This window comes from Streptococcus sp. 20925_1_77 (genome assembly GCF_041432125.1).
GTDB lineage: Bacteria > Bacillota > Bacilli > Lactobacillales > Streptococcaceae > Streptococcus.
On the sequence record NZ_JAPVZB010000020.1, the window covers coordinates 23,005 to 40,021 of the forward strand.

At 42.9% G+C, this 17,017-nt stretch carries 13 protein-coding genes; 2 read left to right on the forward strand and 11 right to left on the reverse strand.

Annotation, left to right across the window (positions count from 1 at the left end; translation table 11 throughout):
• Positions 1 to 235: 235 nt before the first annotated feature.
• The 4 genes from O3626_RS09380 to yghU all read right to left on the reverse strand — a co-directional run bounded on the left by O3626_RS09380 (position 236) and on the right by yghU (position 3,680).
• On the reverse strand, positions 236 to 1,327 hold the full coding sequence (locus O3626_RS09380) for an NAD(P)/FAD-dependent oxidoreductase (protein ID WP_371496569.1): 1,092 nt from the start codon (positions 1,325 to 1,327) through the stop codon (positions 236 to 238).
• Positions 1,328 to 1,333: 6 nt separating this feature from the next.
• Positions 1,334 to 2,131, reverse strand: a complete 798-nt coding sequence (locus O3626_RS09385) for a Nif3-like dinuclear metal center hexameric protein (RefSeq protein WP_371496571.1) — start codon at positions 2,129 to 2,131, stop codon at positions 1,334 to 1,336.
• Positions 2,118 to 2,807, reverse strand: coding sequence for a tRNA (adenine(22)-N(1))-methyltransferase TrmK (locus O3626_RS09390; RefSeq protein WP_371496573.1), 690 nt, complete (start codon positions 2,805 to 2,807; stop codon positions 2,118 to 2,120). The genes O3626_RS09385 and O3626_RS09390 overlap by 14 nt, the downstream gene beginning before the upstream one ends.
• Before the next feature lie 81 nt (positions 2,808 to 2,888).
• The gene (yghU, locus tag O3626_RS09395; RefSeq protein ID WP_371496575.1) at positions 2,889 to 3,680 is read right to left on the reverse strand and encodes a glutathione-dependent disulfide-bond oxidoreductase; all 792 of its coding nucleotides are present in this window, start codon (positions 3,678 to 3,680) and stop codon (positions 2,889 to 2,891) included.
• A 138-nt stretch (positions 3,681 to 3,818) separates the two neighbouring features.
• On the opposite strand from yghU, the gene add reads away from it, so the two are divergent.
• Positions 3,819 to 4,838 carry an adenosine deaminase gene (gene add, locus O3626_RS09400; RefSeq protein WP_371496577.1) on the forward strand — a complete coding sequence of 340 codons (1,020 nt, stop codon included), beginning with the start codon at positions 3,819 to 3,821 and terminating at the stop codon, positions 4,836 to 4,838.
• Positions 4,839 to 5,156: 318 nt separating this feature from the next.
• Here the strand turns inward: add and O3626_RS09405 are convergent, their stop codons facing one another.
• The 5 genes from O3626_RS09405 to recJ all read right to left on the reverse strand — a co-directional run bounded on the left by O3626_RS09405 (position 5,157) and on the right by recJ (position 10,383).
• Positions 5,157 to 5,840 carry a DnaD domain-containing protein gene (locus O3626_RS09405; RefSeq protein WP_371496579.1) on the reverse strand — a complete coding sequence of 228 codons (684 nt, stop codon included), beginning with the start codon at positions 5,838 to 5,840 and terminating at the stop codon, positions 5,157 to 5,159.
• 9 nt (positions 5,841 to 5,849) lie between these two features.
• The gene (metA, locus tag O3626_RS09410; protein ID WP_371496581.1) at positions 5,850 to 6,794 is read right to left on the reverse strand and encodes a homoserine O-succinyltransferase; all 945 of its coding nucleotides are present in this window, start codon (positions 6,792 to 6,794) and stop codon (positions 5,850 to 5,852) included.
• 101 nt (positions 6,795 to 6,895) lie between these two features.
• Positions 6,896 to 7,408 (reverse strand): adenine phosphoribosyltransferase, encoded by a 513-nt coding sequence (locus O3626_RS09415; RefSeq protein ID WP_021153512.1) that lies wholly within the window; start codon positions 7,406 to 7,408, stop codon positions 6,896 to 6,898.
• 159 nt (positions 7,409 to 7,567) lie between these two features.
• A complete protein-coding gene (locus O3626_RS09420) occupies positions 7,568 to 8,161 on the reverse strand; it encodes a TipC family immunity protein (RefSeq protein WP_371496583.1) in 594 nt (197 codons plus the stop codon).
• Entirely contained in the window at positions 8,158 to 10,383 is a 2,226-nt protein-coding gene (gene recJ / locus O3626_RS09425; protein ID WP_371496585.1) for a single-stranded-DNA-specific exonuclease RecJ, read from the reverse strand. Before recJ ends, O3626_RS09420 begins: the two co-directional genes overlap by 4 nt.
• Positions 10,384 to 10,577: 194 nt before the next feature.
• Between recJ and O3626_RS09430 the strand changes: the two genes are divergently transcribed.
• The gene (locus O3626_RS09430; RefSeq protein ID WP_371496587.1) at positions 10,578 to 14,531 is read left to right on the forward strand and encodes a Spy0128 family protein; all 3,954 of its coding nucleotides are present in this window, start codon (positions 10,578 to 10,580) and stop codon (positions 14,529 to 14,531) included.
• Between the two features lie 55 nt (positions 14,532 to 14,586).
• On the opposite strand, the gene O3626_RS09435 is transcribed toward O3626_RS09430, so the two are convergent.
• Positions 14,587 to 15,351 (reverse strand): hypothetical protein, encoded by a 765-nt coding sequence (locus tag O3626_RS09435; protein WP_371496589.1) that lies wholly within the window; start codon positions 15,349 to 15,351, stop codon positions 14,587 to 14,589.
• Between the two features lie 123 nt (positions 15,352 to 15,474).
• Positions 15,475 to 16,953, reverse strand: coding sequence for a hypothetical protein (locus tag O3626_RS09440; RefSeq protein ID WP_371496591.1), 1,479 nt, complete (start codon positions 16,951 to 16,953; stop codon positions 15,475 to 15,477).
• Between the last annotated feature and the right edge of the window lie 64 nt (positions 16,954 to 17,017).

Here is a 17,017-nt window from a genome sequence, read left to right on the forward strand (position 1 = left end):
TTACCCTTATTTTATCATGTTTATATAAAAAAGTCACCTTGCATTTGTGTTACAAGGTGATGACAGGAGATGAGAGTTGTAGAATTGTTAGCATTGGTCTTACTCATGATTCAAATAGATTACTGCTCCTTGACTGAGCCGTCTGAAAATCTTACCTTGTAGTAGAGCCCACTAAAATACTGCGTCTTGCTCGACAATCCAAAGAAAATTGAGAGGCTAGGACTTTTGTCCCAGCCTACTTCTTCACATATTGTTCAACTGGATAATCTGCTGGATCTAAGCGCAGGTTTCCTCCTACCACTAGTTGAGCTAGATGCCAACCAATGAGGGGACCTGTGGTGAGGCCAGACGAACCAAGTCCACTGGCGACATAGAGGCCTGCTTGATCAGGAACAGCTCCCCAAAAGGGTGAAAAGTCACTGGTGTAGGCCCGTGTTCCCACGCGCTCCCCGATAACTTCTGCTTGAGCTAGTTCTGGATAGTAAGACAGGGCTTCAGTTTCCATCTGATTTAGCAAAGCCTGATCCACTGTCAGGTCAAAGCCCATCTCATTTTCATGAGTGGCTCCCATACTAATCTTACCCTTTTTGAAGGGAATGATATCCAGCTCTCCTTCAGGCATGACCACAGGATAGTCAGCAGTATCTAGGTCTAGCTGATAATCCCGCAGTTGCCCCTTTTGCGGACGGACATCGACTTGGTAGCCGAGTGACTCAAGGATTTGCCCCAACCAGGCTCCTGTTGCTAGGATGACTTGGTCATAGCTTTCGCCTGCAATCTGATAGCCATCATCTGTGATTGAGAGAGCAACCTCTTCCTTGATCACTCTTGCCCCACTTGCCTGAAGAAGGGTTTCAGTCAATAGTGCTCCCTCCACATGGGCTCCACCTGAGGCATAAAGGAGTTTCTCAAAGCCTTGTAAGCCAGGGAATTGTTGAGCAACTTCTTCTTTGGCCAAGATCGCCAAGTCTCCAATTAAGGGAGATTCTTCCCGACGACTCAGCGCCAACTGATAGAGTTCCTCTAATTTTTCCTCCTTTTTCTTGAGGAGATAGACACCAGTCTGCTGGTAAAAATCTGTTTTGATTCCGTCCTTGGCCAGGTCTTCTACCAATTCTTGGTAAAAGTCTGCTCCCAGACGAGCTAGGCGATACCAGGCCTTATTCCGCCTTTTAGAAAACCAAGGGCTAATAATGCCAGCAGCCGCCTTAGTCGCTTGGCCGACTCCATGGTCATAGACGGTCACATCCACCTGTGCTTCTTTGGATAAATAATAGGCTGCAGTAGATCCCACGATCCCTGCACCGATAATGGCAACTTTCATCATGACCCCTTAGATATGGTAAAAAGGATTGGTACTGGCTTGACTGCCAATCACTTCAATCTCCCACGCTTCTTCAGCCTTCCACTGATTGAGCTTTTCTACTAGTTTCGAGACAAAGAGAACCTCGATATGGTGCCCTGGATCCAAGGCCAAGAGCCCATCGCTCAGCATGTCTTGAGCCGTGTGGTAGTAGATATCTCCTGTGATATAGACCTCAGCCCCTTTAGCGAGAGCATCCTTGAAAAAGGACTGGCCACTTCCTCCACAGATGGCGACACGCGTAACAACCCGATCCAAATCAGTCTGGTCATAACTGACCAAGCGCAAAGCATCTAGGCCAAAAGTTTCTTTGACCTTGTCAGCCAACTGGCCATAGGTTTTGGCAGACACCTGACCGATGCGACCGATTCCGAGTCCTTCTCCTGTCATACTGAGGGGCTCTGTATCTTCAATGTCCAAGAGCTGGCAGAACCAATCGTTGAGCCCATCTGGGACAATATCAATATTGGTATGGCTGACATAGACCGCGATATCATGCTTGATCAGGTCAATATAGATTTGATTTTGAGCCCGATCGGCTACCAAATCCTTGATGGGACGGAAAATCGGTGCGTGCTTGACGATGATCAAGTCCACCCCATAGCCGATAGCTTCAGCCACCGTCTGCTCGCGGATGTCTAGGGCAACCATGACCTTTTGGATGTCTTTTTGCAGGGTACCGACCTGTAAGCCACGGACATCTCCCTCCATGGACAATTCCTGAGGACAGTAGGCTTCATAGCGTTTGATGACTTCACTTGCTAACATGTAGGACCTCCTTGATTTGTTCGACGCGCTCTTCTAACGATGCTCTGGCAGATTGATTATCAACTGGGACCTGCTCCAAGGCAAAGGCTAATTTCTCTACTTCCTTGGACCACTTTTGGACAAATGCTGGAGCTTGTTCCCGCATCAAATAGGGACCAAAACGCAGTTCCATAGCTGTCAACTCTTGAGAACCCTGTTCCACTACAAGGATCTCATAGAACTTCTCATTTTCTTCCAAGATCGCTTCATCAACAATGCGGAAATCATGGTCGACTAACCAATCCCGCAGTTCATCCTCACGATTATTGGGCTGGAGGACCAAGCAAGAGACATTGGCTAATTTTTCAAGGCCTGCCGCTAGGATATCCGCAATCAAGCGTCCTCCCATACCAGCAATGGTGATACAAGAAATGCAGTCTGCTGGTTCAAAGGCAGCCAAACCATTGGCCAGACGGACCTCAATCTTGTCCTCCAAGCCATTATCTGCGACATTTTGGAGGGCAGACTGATAGGGCCCTTCTACTACTTCCCCTGCAATGGCAGCCTCAATCTTACCTTCTTGTAAGAGGGCGATTGGCAGATAAGCATGGTCACTCCCCACATCCAAAAGACGCGCTCCAGCTGGGACGAAGCTAGCCACCAAGTCCAAGCGTTTTGATAATTTTGTAAATTCCATGTGCTACTTTCTAAACTTTTATTCCACCCTTTAGTATACCATGTTTGCACCATTAAAAAAAGGCGCAACGGCGCCCTTTTCTTATGCATTAATTTCCTTATAGTCTACTTCCAAGCCACGTTTGACCGCTGGGCGATTGGCAATTTTCTCTGTCCAAGCTTGCAGATGCTTGTATTCCTTCACATCTAGGAAAATTCCGGCACGGTCCCAGACCTTGTCTTGGGCTAGACGGCCATACCAAGACCAGATGGCAATATCCGCTATGGTGTAGTCATCCCCTGCAATATAAGGTTTAGTCGCCAATTCCTTGTCCAGCAGGTCCAATTGGCGTTTGGCTTCCATAGCAAAGCGGTTGATGGCATACTCGATTTTCTCAGGTGCATAGTGGAAGAAATGCCCAAAGCCTCCCCCTAGGAAAGGTGCAGCTCCTGTCTGCCAGAAGAGCCAGTTAAGTACTTCTGTCCGTTTAGCAGGATCTATCGGGATTAATTTGCCAAATTTCTCAGCCAGATACAGGAGAATATTGGCTGATTCAAAGACCCGAATGTCTTGGTCGCCTGATTGATCCAACATGGCTGGAATTTTTGAGTTGGGATTGATGGCTACAAAGTCACTACCAAATTGATCTCCCTCACCAATCTTGATCCGATAAGCGTCGTATCCTGCATCCACTCCCAGCTCTTTCAATTCCTCCAGCATGATGGTCACCTTGATCCCATTAGGTGTTGGAAGGGTATAGAGTTGGAAAGGCTGGTCGCCTTTTGGAAGGGTTTGTTCAAAGCGGGCACCTGCTGTTGGTTGGTTCAAGCCGCCCCAGGCTCCTCCCATCTGGCTTGGTGCTTCCCATACTTCTGGTAATTGATAATCTGACATCTCATTTCTCCTTTGTCTATATTACTACTAGCATATCAAATCTCAGGCTCCCTTTCAAAGATCTGCTACGCGAACGCTACTTGACTTTTCTTGGCAAAATGATAGTATAGAAAAAATACAAATTTAAGGAGAAAAAACATGTCCACGATCGACTTTCATAGTTTGGCAAAGACAGAACTTCACTGTCACTTAGACGGTTCCTTGTCTCTTCCGACCATTCGCCAGTTGGCAGCTATGGCCAATATTGACCTCCCTGCTAGCGATGAAGAGCTCAAACACCATGTCACTGCCCCTGCCCACTGTGAGAATCTCTTGGACTATTTGGAGGCCTTTGACTACATTCGCCCTCTTCTTCAGACCAAGGAAGCCTTGACCCTTGCTGCTTACGATGTGGCCAAGCAAGCTGCTCTCGAAAATGTCCTTTATATTGAGGTTCGTTTTGCCCCAGAATTGTCCATGGACCAAGGGCTTACCGTCCCAGAAACCATCGATGCTGTCTGCGATGGTCTTCGCCAAGCCCAGGATGAATTTGGCATTACAGCCAAAGCCCTCGTTTGTGGCATGCGCCAGTCCGATCCAAAACTCACCTCTCGCATCCTTGCAGAAGCAAACCAAGTCAGGGATCAGGAATTTGTCGGGTTTGACTTTGCCGGGGATGAGCACAACTACTCTCCAGAAGATATTCGACCTCTAATTGAGCAAGTCAAGAGTTACCATCGGCCCATGACGCTTCACGCAGGTGAGTGTCATTGCCCACACTTTGTAGCTCAATCGATTGCATTTGGCATCAAACGCAATGGCCACGTGACAGCTCTATCTCATGAACCAGCCTTACTCCAATCCTTTATTGACAATGGGGTCACGGGTGAACTCTGCTTGACCAGCAACTTACAGACAAAAGCAGCACCGGCTATAGAGGATTTCCCTTATCTGAAGATGAAGGCAGCCGGAGCTCGGATCAGTATCAATACCGATAACCGGACAGTATCTGATACCGACCTCACCAAGGAATACGAGCTCTACCACCATCATTTCCAAACGACGCCAGCTGACTTTTACCAGCACAATGTCGATGCCATCCAGGCTTCCTTTGCTAGCGACGAGGAAAAACAAGAACTCCTCACCAAACTAGAAAAAGCCTACGCAGACTATTTATAAACGAAAAAAACTAGCACTTTATGAGTGCTAGCTTTTTGTGTGGTTGAAAATTATTTTTCCAATTAAGAACCTATTTGTTTCAGTAAAAATAATGTCTTATTTTTAAAACTATTCAAGTATAAACTAAAAACTTTCCGCCGTGAGAAAAGTGCCTGAAACACTATTGTTTCAGGCACTCGGGAGTTTTGAAACCTTAGGTTCAAAACTAAGTCATGGAACTTCTCCGAAGTTCGCTGACGTCCGTACTCACATAAGGAAAGTTTCTAGGAAGACTTTACCTTCAATCTGCAACTAGCACTCAAATAAGTGCTAGTTTTTTTAATCCTTCCACAAATCCATGGCCTGTAAGAAATCGTCTGAAACCGTCACATTGCGTGGGTTGGCTTGCTCGCGTTCTTGTAGTTTCGCCTCTACTTGGACCAGGCTGTTGATGCCTTCACTGCGCCAGTTTCGCAAAATGGCCTGGATATATTTCCAGTGAGGCTTGCCATTAAAGACAGCTTCTCGTAGCGCTGCCTTGATCACATCTGGATCTGTCTGATCCTCGCGCACGGTCTTGGTCAGGTCTTCAATCTCAAAAGGCGTCAAGAGTCGTCCAAGCTCCTGTTGGAAGGTTTCCACCAAGTCCTTGATGACATTTCCCTTGGCAGGCGCACTCTGTGTCTTCCCTTGTGTCTGAGCATCTAAAATTTCATCCAAGCGTTCCAGGGCAATGGTCGCATCAAAGATGGCTTCAATTTCTCCATTGAGCTCAATGGTCCGGTATTGAAGAAGTCCCTTGGTGGTCAAATTAGACATAATCCGATTGACCTCTGTCACCGTTTTTCCCAGATGACTAGCAATCTGATTAGGAGTCAAGGTCTCTTGACCAGTCGTATTTTGAAGGAAAAAAAACTGCCAAACCAAGTAGTCATCTGCTTGGTCAAACAATTCATGATAATGAAAAAGCAAGGCACTTGGAAGAACCAAGTTGCCATACTTAAATGCTTGTGAATATGTCATAATTCCCCTTTATAGGTAACCATAAAATGAAATATCTTTTTCCAATTCTTCCAAGCGGTAAGGTGTTTCTTGATAAACCGCATAGTTGATCCAATTACTAAAGAAGGTCGTCGCAGCAAGATTCCAGCGAATGCGAGGCTCTGTACTGGCATCATCCCCATCAAAGTAATTCTTAGGAACATCCGGATCCAAGCCTGCCTTGACATCTCGGTTGTATTCTTTTGCCAGCGTATCGCGATCATACTCCAGATGGCCAAAGCTATACACCTCACGCATGTCTGGACTGGCAATGATGGAAAGGCCAACTTCATTTCCTTGCGCGATCACCTGAAGATTGCTCTTTTCAAGGACTTCCTTCAAAGGAACATCCGTATAGCGAGAATGAGGGGCAAGGAAGCGATCGTCAAAGCCTCTCATGAGCAGACTTTCCGGACGCACCACTGCTTGGTCATAGATACCGGATAGCTTGTCACAGAGCTCTACTTTTTGAATCCCGTAACGGTAGTAAAGACCAGCCTGAGCTCCCCAACAGAGGTGCAAGGTGGAAAAAACATGACGCTTGGCCCATTTAAAGACCTGGGTCAACTCATCCCAGTAGTCCACTTCTTCAAAGTCCATCTTTTCGACAGGTGCTCCTGTCACAATCAAACCGTCATAGTAATTATCCTTGATATCCTCAAAGGTCTTGTAGAAGCTCTCCAAATGTTCTGCCGCTGTATTCTTGGACTCATGGCTCGCCATATAGAGGAACTCCACATTGATCTGCAAGGGCGTATTGGCCAAGAGGCGTAAAAGCTGGGTTTCTGTCGCAACCTTGGTCGGCATCAGATTAAGAATGAGAACATTCATGGGCCGAATATCCTGGTGAGTCGCCCGAACATCATCCATGACAAAAATATTTTCTGAACGAAGGATATCAACTGCTGGTAATTTTTTATCTAGAGTAATTGGCATAAAAAGCTCCCATCTTACAAGTTCTTAACTAACATTATATGATAGGAGCTTATAGTTTTCAATTATGGTTTTTCTGTAGCCAGTTATAGCATTAGACTATATTAGTAATGCATCAAAACTTTGTAGTCGTAATCGCCGATCGCTTCGCGACCTTTCAAGTCGTCCAACTCGATCAAGAAGGCACACCCTGCAACGACCCCACCGAGTTTTTCGATCATTTCGATGGTTGCTTTCACCGTACCACCAGTCGCCAAAAGGTCATCAACGATGAGGACACGTTGACCTGGTTTGATGGCATCTGCGTGCATGCAGAGGGTATCCACACCGTATTCTTTTTCGTAGTCAGCAGAAATAACTTCACGTGGCAATTTACCAGGCTTACGAACAGGCGCAAATCCAATTCCCAACTCAAAAGCTACCGGACATCCAACGATGAACCCACGCGCTTCAGGACCAACGATCATATCGATCTTCTTATCCGTTGCGTATTGAACGATTTCACGAATCGCATAACTATAAGCATTGCCATCTGCCATCAAAGGGCTGATATCACGGAAGGTAATTCCTTCTTGTGGATAGTTTTCAATACTTGCAATGTAATCTTTTAAATTCATGGTTAACTTTCTTTCATAAAAAATTTTTTACATTCCATTATATCATGAATTCCACTAACTTGCATCATTTTTTGCCAAATCATTTTCCCAAGCTCTCGCGTCAAATGTAAAAATCCCACATCCGAAAAATTATGTGGGATTGGATTCCAAAAAAAATTACTATTCTTCTATCAATTTGTTGTACTCGATTTTCATATCTCCCAAGTTTTTCAAGGAATAACGGGAGCTTCCATTTTTGAACCAGGTACCAAGGATGTATTGCTCGGCCACTTTCTTACTTTGCTTTTTCAACCAAGTCCGGTCTTTACCGTAGGAGGCAAGTTGATCAAGAAGTTGCTGGCCCTCGTAGGTAGTATCTTCTTTAGAAAGGTAGATCTCTTTCTGGAAAAACAGCTTTTTAGACGAGTTGTATTTAAATATAAATCCGAGTGTCACACCTTTTTCCAATTCAAAATCATACATATAGGTCCAGTTGGGAGTTCCTCTAAACATCATCACGGACAGGTCTTCCTGACCACCAACGATTTTATCTGAATAGGGATACATTTGAAATCCTTCATCCTCCTTCCAGATGCGATCACTACCGATCGTCTCTGTAAAGGGCTTAAACATCACATAGCGCATCCATCCACCATTTTCAGCATAGTTAATTTCTTCCATGGGGTTTTTGAGACTCAGGTAGATTCCCAACCAATAAAGAGCAACAAGCAGGAAGGGGCTGAGCCAGAGGAATTTTTTTAGGTGTTTTTTCATGAGGCCTGCCCTGTCAGGTAATCGTAGATTTCACGAACCGTTCCAAGGGCCATCAACTCCTGCTCTTTCACGGTTTGTTTGAGGTTTTGGTAGATGCTGCTTTCTGAGATTTCCCGTTTTTCTGCTTCTTTATTGACCTTCATGATGCCATTTTCAATGGTCACGAAGCCCAACTCTTGGAAGATCTGAATCATTTTGACCAAGAGGATCTGCTGGATCTTGAGATAGGCCGCTAGGTCTTTGAGTTTGTAGCGGACATCAAACTCTGGGTACTGATAGATGGTTTTATAGAGTTTGGCATACTGGTCCCTACTACCGTATCCTGTTAGATAGTAGGCTTTGGCGATCTCATTTTTGAAATAGACAGCCTGGAAATCATGCTCTTGGAAGATTTGCCGTAGTTGCTCTAAATCCTCAGGGATATTTCCAACCACTACAGCAGAAGCATCCGCTAGATCAGGCAGTTCTTGGGTAAAGTCGAGAACAGGAACACCTGAGGGGAGACTGGCATTTTTGGAGCGGATATTAAAGAGTTGCACGCCGTCCACACGCGCATCAACCAGCATGAGCTGAAGGGTTGTTTGGCCATTCCATTGGTTGACCGACAACTGCACAGCTAGCTCTAGGTCTTGCGCTTGTGCAAACTCTGCCTCTAAGCTCCCCAAGCCAAAGGCAACCACCTCAAAGGTCGCATCTTCTTGAGAAATTTTGAGTTTCAAGTGGGTATTGCCGGCTCCCATCGAGCGAGCCCCTTCTACCTTAAAATTACGGACCAGAAAGACTGGTTTTTTATTGTCCATGCCAAATGGACTCAAGCGATCAAAGCTTTTCAAGGTCTCAAGCGTTAGTTCTGTTAGATGCAGTTCCTCGTCGATGACTAAGCTAGACTTGCTGCTGAGATCAATCTCTTGTTCTGCAATGTAATCCGTAAGAGCCTGAGACAGGTCAGGAAGTTGGTCCACCTCGAGCGTCATCCCTGCTGCACCGGCATGCCCGCCAAAGGCGACAAAGAGCGACCGGTGGGGATCGAGGGCATCAAAGATATTGACCGACTCAGGACTCCGAGCGCTTCCTTTAGCCCGTCCATCTTCGATGCTTAAAACAACAACTGGCTGATGAAGCTCTTCTAATAGACGGCCGGCGACAATGCCAAGGACCCCTGGATTCCAGCCTTCTTTGGCCAAGACCTGAGCGGACAAGTTTGGATCGACCATGGTTTTTGCTTCATCGTAGATGCTTTGAACAATCTCTTTTCGTTCTTCATTCTTCTGATGAATCATGAGGGCAATCTCGTGCGCCTCTTCATCGTCAAATCCTGTCAGGAGTTCAATGGCCGGATTGGGATCATCGAGGCGTCCAAGGGCATTGAGACGAGGAGCAATCTGAAAACCAACTGTTTCTTCATTGATATCCTCCGGACGAATCCCTGCGATCTCCAAGAGTTCCTGCAAGCCCATGCGCTGGGTATGTTGGAGAACACCCAGACCGTATTTGACCAGAATCCGATTCTCATCTGTCAGGCTGACCATATCAGCAATGGTCCCAATTGCTACCAGGTCTAAGAGATCAACCGGCACTTCCTCTAAGAGGGCGCAGGCCAACTTAAAGGCCACACCACATCCTGCTAGATAATGGAAGGGATAATCCGCATCTGGATGCTCCGGATGAATGATCGCATAAGCATCGGGTAAAACCTCTGGCATAGAGTGGTGGTCGGTCACGATAACATCAACCCCCATAGCTTGAGCCATGGCAATGGCTTGATTGCCCGCAACCCCATTGTCCACCGTGACAATCAGGGAAATGCCTTGCTGCTCGATAAAGTATTTGTAGACACTCTCATTGGGACCATAGCCGTCTGTGAAGCGGTTGGGTAGGTAGACTTGCACCTCTGCACCCATCTGCTCCAAGGTTTCCTTCATAATAGAGGCCGAGGTCATCCCATCCGCATCATAGTCTCCGTAGATGAGGATCTGCTCATAATCTTCGATGGCCCGTCGGATGCGCTCCACTGCCTTGTCCATATCATGGAGCAAATAAGGGTCATGTAGCTTCTCCAGCTTGGGTTCTAAAAAGTCTTCTAAATCCTCTTTGGTCTGAATGCCACGCTCATACAGCAAGGTTGCTACGGACGCTTCCAGGCCTGCTTTTTTGGCAAGGGCTAAAAAGGCCTCATCTGCACTTGGCGAAGCTAACTGCCAATCGTATTTTGAAGTGATCATCTAGCTTTTGGTCTCCTCTTTTTCCTATCTGAATATTATAACATGAAAGGCTAAAATGGCGGGAAATAAACGATTTTTTTGGTATAAAATCATTATGACAAAACAGCATAATAAAATAGTACTTATTCTTTGACTTTATTACTATATATTAGTACAATGGACTTGTTTGGTAATACTAAAAATTAGGAGGAATTATGAAAAAACCAATTTTAGTTGTTTTTTCATTGCTAGCCGCTTTGCTTTTTCTGTTTGTAGCAGGAAGTAAAGTAACACAAGCAAAAGAATTAACAACCCAAGTAAAGATAACCCAAGCAAAATTGGACGGAGATCAAATCTCTTACCACTGGGAAATCGGAACTGGCGTAGAAATAGGTGATACCTTTAAAATTTCTATGCCAGAAGACGTCAAATTCGCTTCTTCTGCCTTCAATTCAATGAAGAATGAAAAGGGAGAAGAGATCGCAACTGGTAAAGTCTCAGACGACGGAAAGACCCTAACCATCACCTTTGTTAAAGGTGGAAATAAAGGGGCTGAAGGAAATGTCTCCTTCTATTACAAATGGGATAAAGACAATACGACCGGAAAAGATCAAGAACGAACGATTAAAATCGGTACCGAATCTGTTATCGTTAAACGTTCTGGACAAGGTCCAGTTCCATTATTACTCCCAATTAAAAAGTACAATTCTGGTGCTACTGATAATACTAATTTACAACATGCTCAGAAAATTTGGGGACCAACAGGAATTCCTGACTGGAGAGATACTTTAACAGTAACTGATGAACAAGCAGATGGGTTTTTAACTTGGCATATCTCAGTAAATAATGCTGTCGATAAACAAGCACCTGCATCAAGCATTGTCTTTACTGACCAAATGCCTAACCTTCCAGCACTTGATTTGAGCCGTATTAAATCTGCTAAAGGACAAGATGTTGCTCAATACTTTAAGGGAGGAACTTATCTTCCTGCTTCATTTGACTTGAGGGTTAATGGAAAAACTTTTGTTGCCAATGGAGTCCCAATGGCTGGCCTTGGGTTAGAACCATATATTGAGTGGACTGAACACGGATTTAAACTTGATCTAACTAAGATTAGTGACCAATTTAAAAATGCATCAACAGATGAAATTACTCTTTCTTACCAAACACTGTTGCAACATGCTGATCAAATTAAGAGTGTTACTAATGTAGCTAGCCTAAAAAGTGATCAACACCAAGAAAGTGTTTCAAAAGAAAACACTTGGGTGAATAAAGCTGCCTCAGCCGATGCTAAAGTTTTCAATAGCGAACCAACTATTAGCCCGGTTTCAGCAAATCTTGTTGTTAAAAAAGCTTTCGAAGTAGCCGGTGATCAAGAACATACACAACTTCCGATTACAGAAGGTCAATTCGAATTTGTCTTGAAAGACGAAAACAACAAAGTAGTCGAAACTGCCAAGAACCAAGCAGACGGCACTGTTAACTTTAAGGCACTGACTTTCAATAAAGAAGGTACTCATACTTATACCATCACTGAAAACAAGGGTACGGATGCTAATGTCAACTATAGTACACAAAGCATCACGGCTACTGTCGATGTGAAGAAAACTGACGACAAACTGGTCGCTACTGTCACTTACTCAGGTGGAGATGGTGAACAAAAAAATACGATCACCAATACTCAAAACAAACCAAAAGTTTCAAATGCTAAGGTAACCTTAAAACTTAAAAAAACATTTGAAGGTGGCGAACTTAAGGGTGATGACTTTGAGTTTGTTGCAAAAGATTCAAACGATAAAGTTGTTGCTACAGCTAAGAACAAAAAAGATGGTTCGATTACTTTTGATAACATCACTGTAGACAAAGCAGGGACATTCAACTATACAATCACTGAAACAAAAGGTACGGATAAAACCATTACCTACAGTGATAAAACCATCACGGCTACGGTTGTAGTGGTTGAAAAAGACAACGCCTTGGTTGTAGAACAAATCAGCTACTCTGATGGTCAAACTGTTACAGATACGTTCACCAACAAAAAAGAAGCTCCTAAAACAGAAAGTACAAAAGCTACTCTTCAAGTGAAAAAGCTCTTTAAAGAAGGTGAAACAAACTTACCGTTGACAGACGATCAATTTGAATTTGTCTTGAAAGAAGGAAACACGACCCTTGAAACTGCTAAAAACAAAGCAAATGGTACTGTAACCTTCCAGGAACTTTCTTATACTGCAGAAGGAACACACACATACACCATTACCGAAAACAAAGGTACGGATGATTCTATCAGCTATAGCACACAAACCATCACTGCTACAGTTGAGGTGAAGAAAGCAAACGATAAACTCGTCGCTACTGTGAATTACTCAGGTGGGGATGCTGAAAAAGGAGATACGTTTACAAATACGAAAACACCTCCGACACCTGTTCCTCCAACAGTGAAACCAACGACAGCTAAATTCAAGGCTAAAAAAGTATTGGCGATCAATGGTTCGAGCGATCGTACATTGAAAGCAAATGAGTTTATTTTCCTTCTCAAGGATCAAAATGGTACGCTCGTTGATACCAAGACAAATGGTGAGAATGGGGATATTCTCTTCAATCCAGTAAGCTTTAATGAAGCTGGTACGTTCACCTACACAATTGTTGAACAAAAACCAGCTACACCGGAATCAGCAATTACTTATGATGAATCTGTTCATACTGTAACAGTGACTGTTACAAAAGACGAAAATGGACAATTGAATGCGGATGTGCAATACGACGGTAAAAAGGATACTCCTACTTTTACTAACACGTATACACCTCCAACTCCTGTTCCTCCAACAGTGAAACCAACGACAGCTCAATTCAAGGCTAAAAAAGTATTGGCGATCAATGGTTCGAGCGACCGTACGTTGAAAGCAAATGAGTTTACTTTCCTTCTCAAGGATCAAGCTGGTACGCTCATTGATACCAAGACAAATGGTGAGAATGGCGATATTCTCTTCAATCCAGTAAGCTTTAATGAAGCTGGTACGTTCACCTACACAATTACTGAACAAAAACCAGCTACACCAGAATCAGCAATCACTTATGATGAATCTGTTCATACTGTAACAGTGACTGTCACTAAGGATGCAAATGGACAATTGAATGCGGATGTGCAATACGACGGTAAGAAAGATACTCCTACTTTTACCAACACGTATACACCTCCGACACCTCCAACTCCAAGTGAAAAACAAATTACCACAAGCAAGATTTTAGAAGGTCGTGACCTTCAAGGTGGTGAATTTAGCTTTAACCTCTTGGACGAAAATGGTACTGTTCTTCAGACAAAACAAAATGCTGCAGATGGTACAGTGACATTTGATGCAATCGCCTACACGGAAGCGATGATTGGTACTCATAAATATACCATTAAAGAAGTCGTTCCAGCTGATCAGGCAAACATCCAATATGATGAAGGTCAAGTGGATGTCACAGTTACCGTCACAAAGGATGAAGCATCAAATGCTATCCAAGCAGTCGTTGCTTATGGAGATAAGAAAACCTTTATCAACAAGGTTATCCCACCAACTCCACCAACAGTGAATAATCCTGAATTGAAACTTTATACCCTTAGGGTTCGTAAAGTGGATGAAAAGGGTGATTACCTAGCTGGTGCAGTATTTGGACTCTTTGAAGCAGATGGTGTGACACCTGTTGCAAATCCTTATGGACAAGGCCAAGCGCAAGCAATTTCTGGTCAAGATGGACTTGCAAGCTTTGTTGGATTTGAAGCGAAAAATTACGTGATCAAAGAGCTCTCTGCTCCTAATGGTTACCAACTTTCAGATACATCCATCAAAGTTACTACAAGCGACTTTACTTCAGCTACAAACCTTGTCGTTGATAAAGGAAATGTGGTAAATAAACTTCTTCCACCTTCACCATCAATTGATATTCCAAATATACCAACACCAAGTAATAGCAAACCTAAAAATCCATCACCAAATGGAGATAAGCCTAAGCCTAGTGACAAACCTAAATCTAGTGAAACTCCTAAATCTAGTGACAAGCCTAAAGAAAGTAAACGATCCCTTCCTTCAACAGGAACGGAAGATCATTTAGGACTTCTTGTAACTGGTTTGACATTCGTCGCTACAGCTATTGCTTCTATGACACTTAAGAAGAAGGAAGACTTCTAAGCAACATGAAAGATCTAGTCAAACACGACTAGATCTTTTTCTTGTATTCGGTTACTCAATTCTGAATATTTTGATCTTCATAAAAAACAACTTTCCCATCTTTAACCTTGAATGAGTAACTAATGGAATCGGCGTAACTGCCTTTGGAATAGTAGAAATCATAGGCACCATCCGGTAGTTTGCTAGCGTCTAATTTTTTGGCTGCTGCTTTTAAGTCTTGTTCCTTAACGGATACACCATCCTTTATATAAATAGTCATACGGATTAACTCTTGATCGATTAAGGTCTGAAAAGGGATTTGATAGTAACCAGCAAAGTCCTTTTTCCCTTCTTTGAGATTTTGACTTGCGATACTATCTAGAATTTGCTCCTTCTCATCACGGTTGGAGTTAGATAAAAAACCAAAGAAACTAATAGGAAGACCTAGAGATTGCTTCTTTAATTGTCCCTCAATTTTCTTCTCCTTCTTTTGGACAGATTGCTGCTTCAAGTACGCTTCCTTATACTCTGGAAGATGGTCACTAGTTGTATCTGTCCAATCATTATGAAACACCGTATCCGTTTCTAATGTCACTGTTTGTCCATCATAGGTTTTCTCAGAGTAGGTATAAGACACATGATAAGTTGGGATTTCCAAAGCAGTCCAATCCAGTTTGTTTATGGTCACATCCCCATGCAGACCAACCTTAGCAAGCTCACTGCTGACTACTTCCTTCGCCTTTTTATAATCACTCGGTTTCATGATCTTGCAACTGGAAAGAAGAAAGAAACAAAGAATAAGTGGAATTCCTGCGAATAGTTTGAAATAGTTGGGCTTCATAGCCTGACCTCCTTGCTAAATCCGACCTAATCGATTAATTTTTTACAGCAGTCATATCTGAACAACCTATGAACCGATTGAAAATTCTAATGATAATTGAGAAGTTCCTATTATATGACATGACTATTTTTGAACGACCCATTTTGCATCACCATAAACAACCGTAAATGGTCCATCCCCATCTGTTAAATAGTTAATTTTATATATACCAGATTCTCCTGCTTCAAGGACTGTTGGCTGTTTGTAATTTAAAGTATTATTCAGCATATAAGCAGATTTGCCATGGCCATCATAGAGATCTACATTTGTATAATCTGGAGTATTTTCAATACTGAGAGGTGTTGTATTTGATAGGGTGAATTCGACGATCAATCGATGTTGTTTTTTCTTTGTATCGATACGGTCTTGATCATCCTGAACATCCAAATTTGGATCGTCTGTTACACTATTCAGTGTAACTTCTAAGCCATTAGCAAATAGAACTGGCTCTCCAATCGCATAGCTTTTAACAGGATTTTTTGGGTTAAAATTCTTTAATTTTTCTTTTACCTTTTGTCCATCACTATTATTTCCAGATGGGATGGTCCAAAAGATATTATTCTCATCTTGCTTACCATACTGATTATCCCCCTTCATTTGTTGAGGGATTTGTAAGAGAATAGCCAAGTTTTTTAAATCAATTCGAACATCACCTTGATTTGTCACTTCCATTTCAACTGTGAATTCCGTAGGCGAAGTTTTACTATAAGCATAACCGGATAATGAGGTTGCCTCGAAATTTTTGTTAACTAACTGTTGTAAAACTGTTGAAAGCATGATATAGGAAATATGATCATCTCGATTTATTTCTTTTTCAGCATACCTTTGATGGAATTCATCGAGCCAATCATAGAAGGCTTGATTGAAATCTGACTCATTAGGATTTTTATAATATTTATTCCCTCTCGGTAAAAGCTCTGGGAAGTACGTTGGTACCTGAATGCGAATAAATACTTTGTTTCCCTTAACTGCATAGCCCTTTAATTCATATTTTTTTCCAAAGCTCAATGCATTCGTCATGAGCTTCAAATACATGGGACCATATATTTTGAGGGGGTACTTCTCACCAAGATATTCCACATAAGTATTTGGATCAAAAGTACTACTGTTTTTTTCAATTTTAGGGATAATATAATCGTTCCAGAGTCGAGTATACATATCCTCTTGATTTTTTGCCCCATTGGCCTTGATTACTGTGTCTATTCCCCTTGGATCTACATAGACTCCTTCAACGACCTGCAAAGCTTTTTGAACTCTTCCTTCCTCAGATAGAGAGACTTCATTCGGTTGCTGTCCATATATTGAAATACCATCGCTATCATCTGACCTCATATATTGTGGAAGTTTTTCAAACGTTATGTATCTGATACTGTTCTTTGCATCCCAATCAAATGATGCAGCTGGTCCTGTTTTGTCAAAATGAATGTTTTTTCGATCGATTTTCTTCTGTACTTCTTTATTCGAAGAGCCTTGTTTTTCTACAGTTCCTTGTTTGCAGGCACTCAAACATACTGGTATAAGTACCGAACATAAGACAAGGCCCCATTTTATTTTCTTCTTCATTCCATCTCCTCCTAATCTCTTCCTCATTTTACCATCAATCTCCCCTTTTGTCAGTCAAATAGAT

Coding starts and splice junctions, on each gene's coding strand:
- O3626_RS09380 (WP_371496569.1), bottom strand. CDS start 1,327: ATGATGAAAGTTGCCATTATCGGTGCAGGGATCGTGGGATCTACTGCA.
- O3626_RS09385 (WP_371496571.1), bottom strand. CDS start 2,131: ATGTTAGCAAGTGAAGTCATCAAACGCTATGAAGCCTACTGTCCTCAG.
- O3626_RS09390 (WP_371496573.1), bottom strand. CDS start 2,807: ATGGAATTTACAAAATTATCAAAACGCTTGGACTTGGTGGCTAGCTTC.
- yghU (WP_371496575.1), bottom strand. CDS start 3,680: ATGTCAGATTATCAATTACCAGAAGTATGGGAAGCACCAAGCCAGATG.
- add (WP_371496577.1), top strand. CDS start 3,819: ATGTCCACGATCGACTTTCATAGTTTGGCAAAGACAGAACTTCACTGT.
- O3626_RS09405 (WP_371496579.1), bottom strand. CDS start 5,840: ATGACATATTCACAAGCATTTAAGTATGGCAACTTGGTTCTTCCAAGT.
- metA (WP_371496581.1), bottom strand. CDS start 6,794: ATGCCAATTACTCTAGATAAAAAATTACCAGCAGTTGATATCCTTCGT.
- O3626_RS09415 (WP_021153512.1), bottom strand. CDS start 7,408: ATGAATTTAAAAGATTACATTGCAAGTATTGAAAACTATCCACAAGAA.
- O3626_RS09420 (WP_371496583.1), bottom strand. CDS start 8,161: ATGAAAAAACACCTAAAAAAATTCCTCTGGCTCAGCCCCTTCCTGCTT.
- recJ (WP_371496585.1), bottom strand. CDS start 10,383: ATGATCACTTCAAAATACGATTGGCAGTTAGCTTCGCCAAGTGCAGAT.
- O3626_RS09430 (WP_371496587.1), top strand. CDS start 10,578: ATGAAAAAACCAATTTTAGTTGTTTTTTCATTGCTAGCCGCTTTGCTT.
- O3626_RS09435 (WP_371496589.1), bottom strand. CDS start 15,351: ATGAAGCCCAACTATTTCAAACTATTCGCAGGAATTCCACTTATTCTT.
- O3626_RS09440 (WP_371496591.1), bottom strand. CDS start 16,953: ATGAAGAAGAAAATAAAATGGGGCCTTGTCTTATGTTCGGTACTTATA.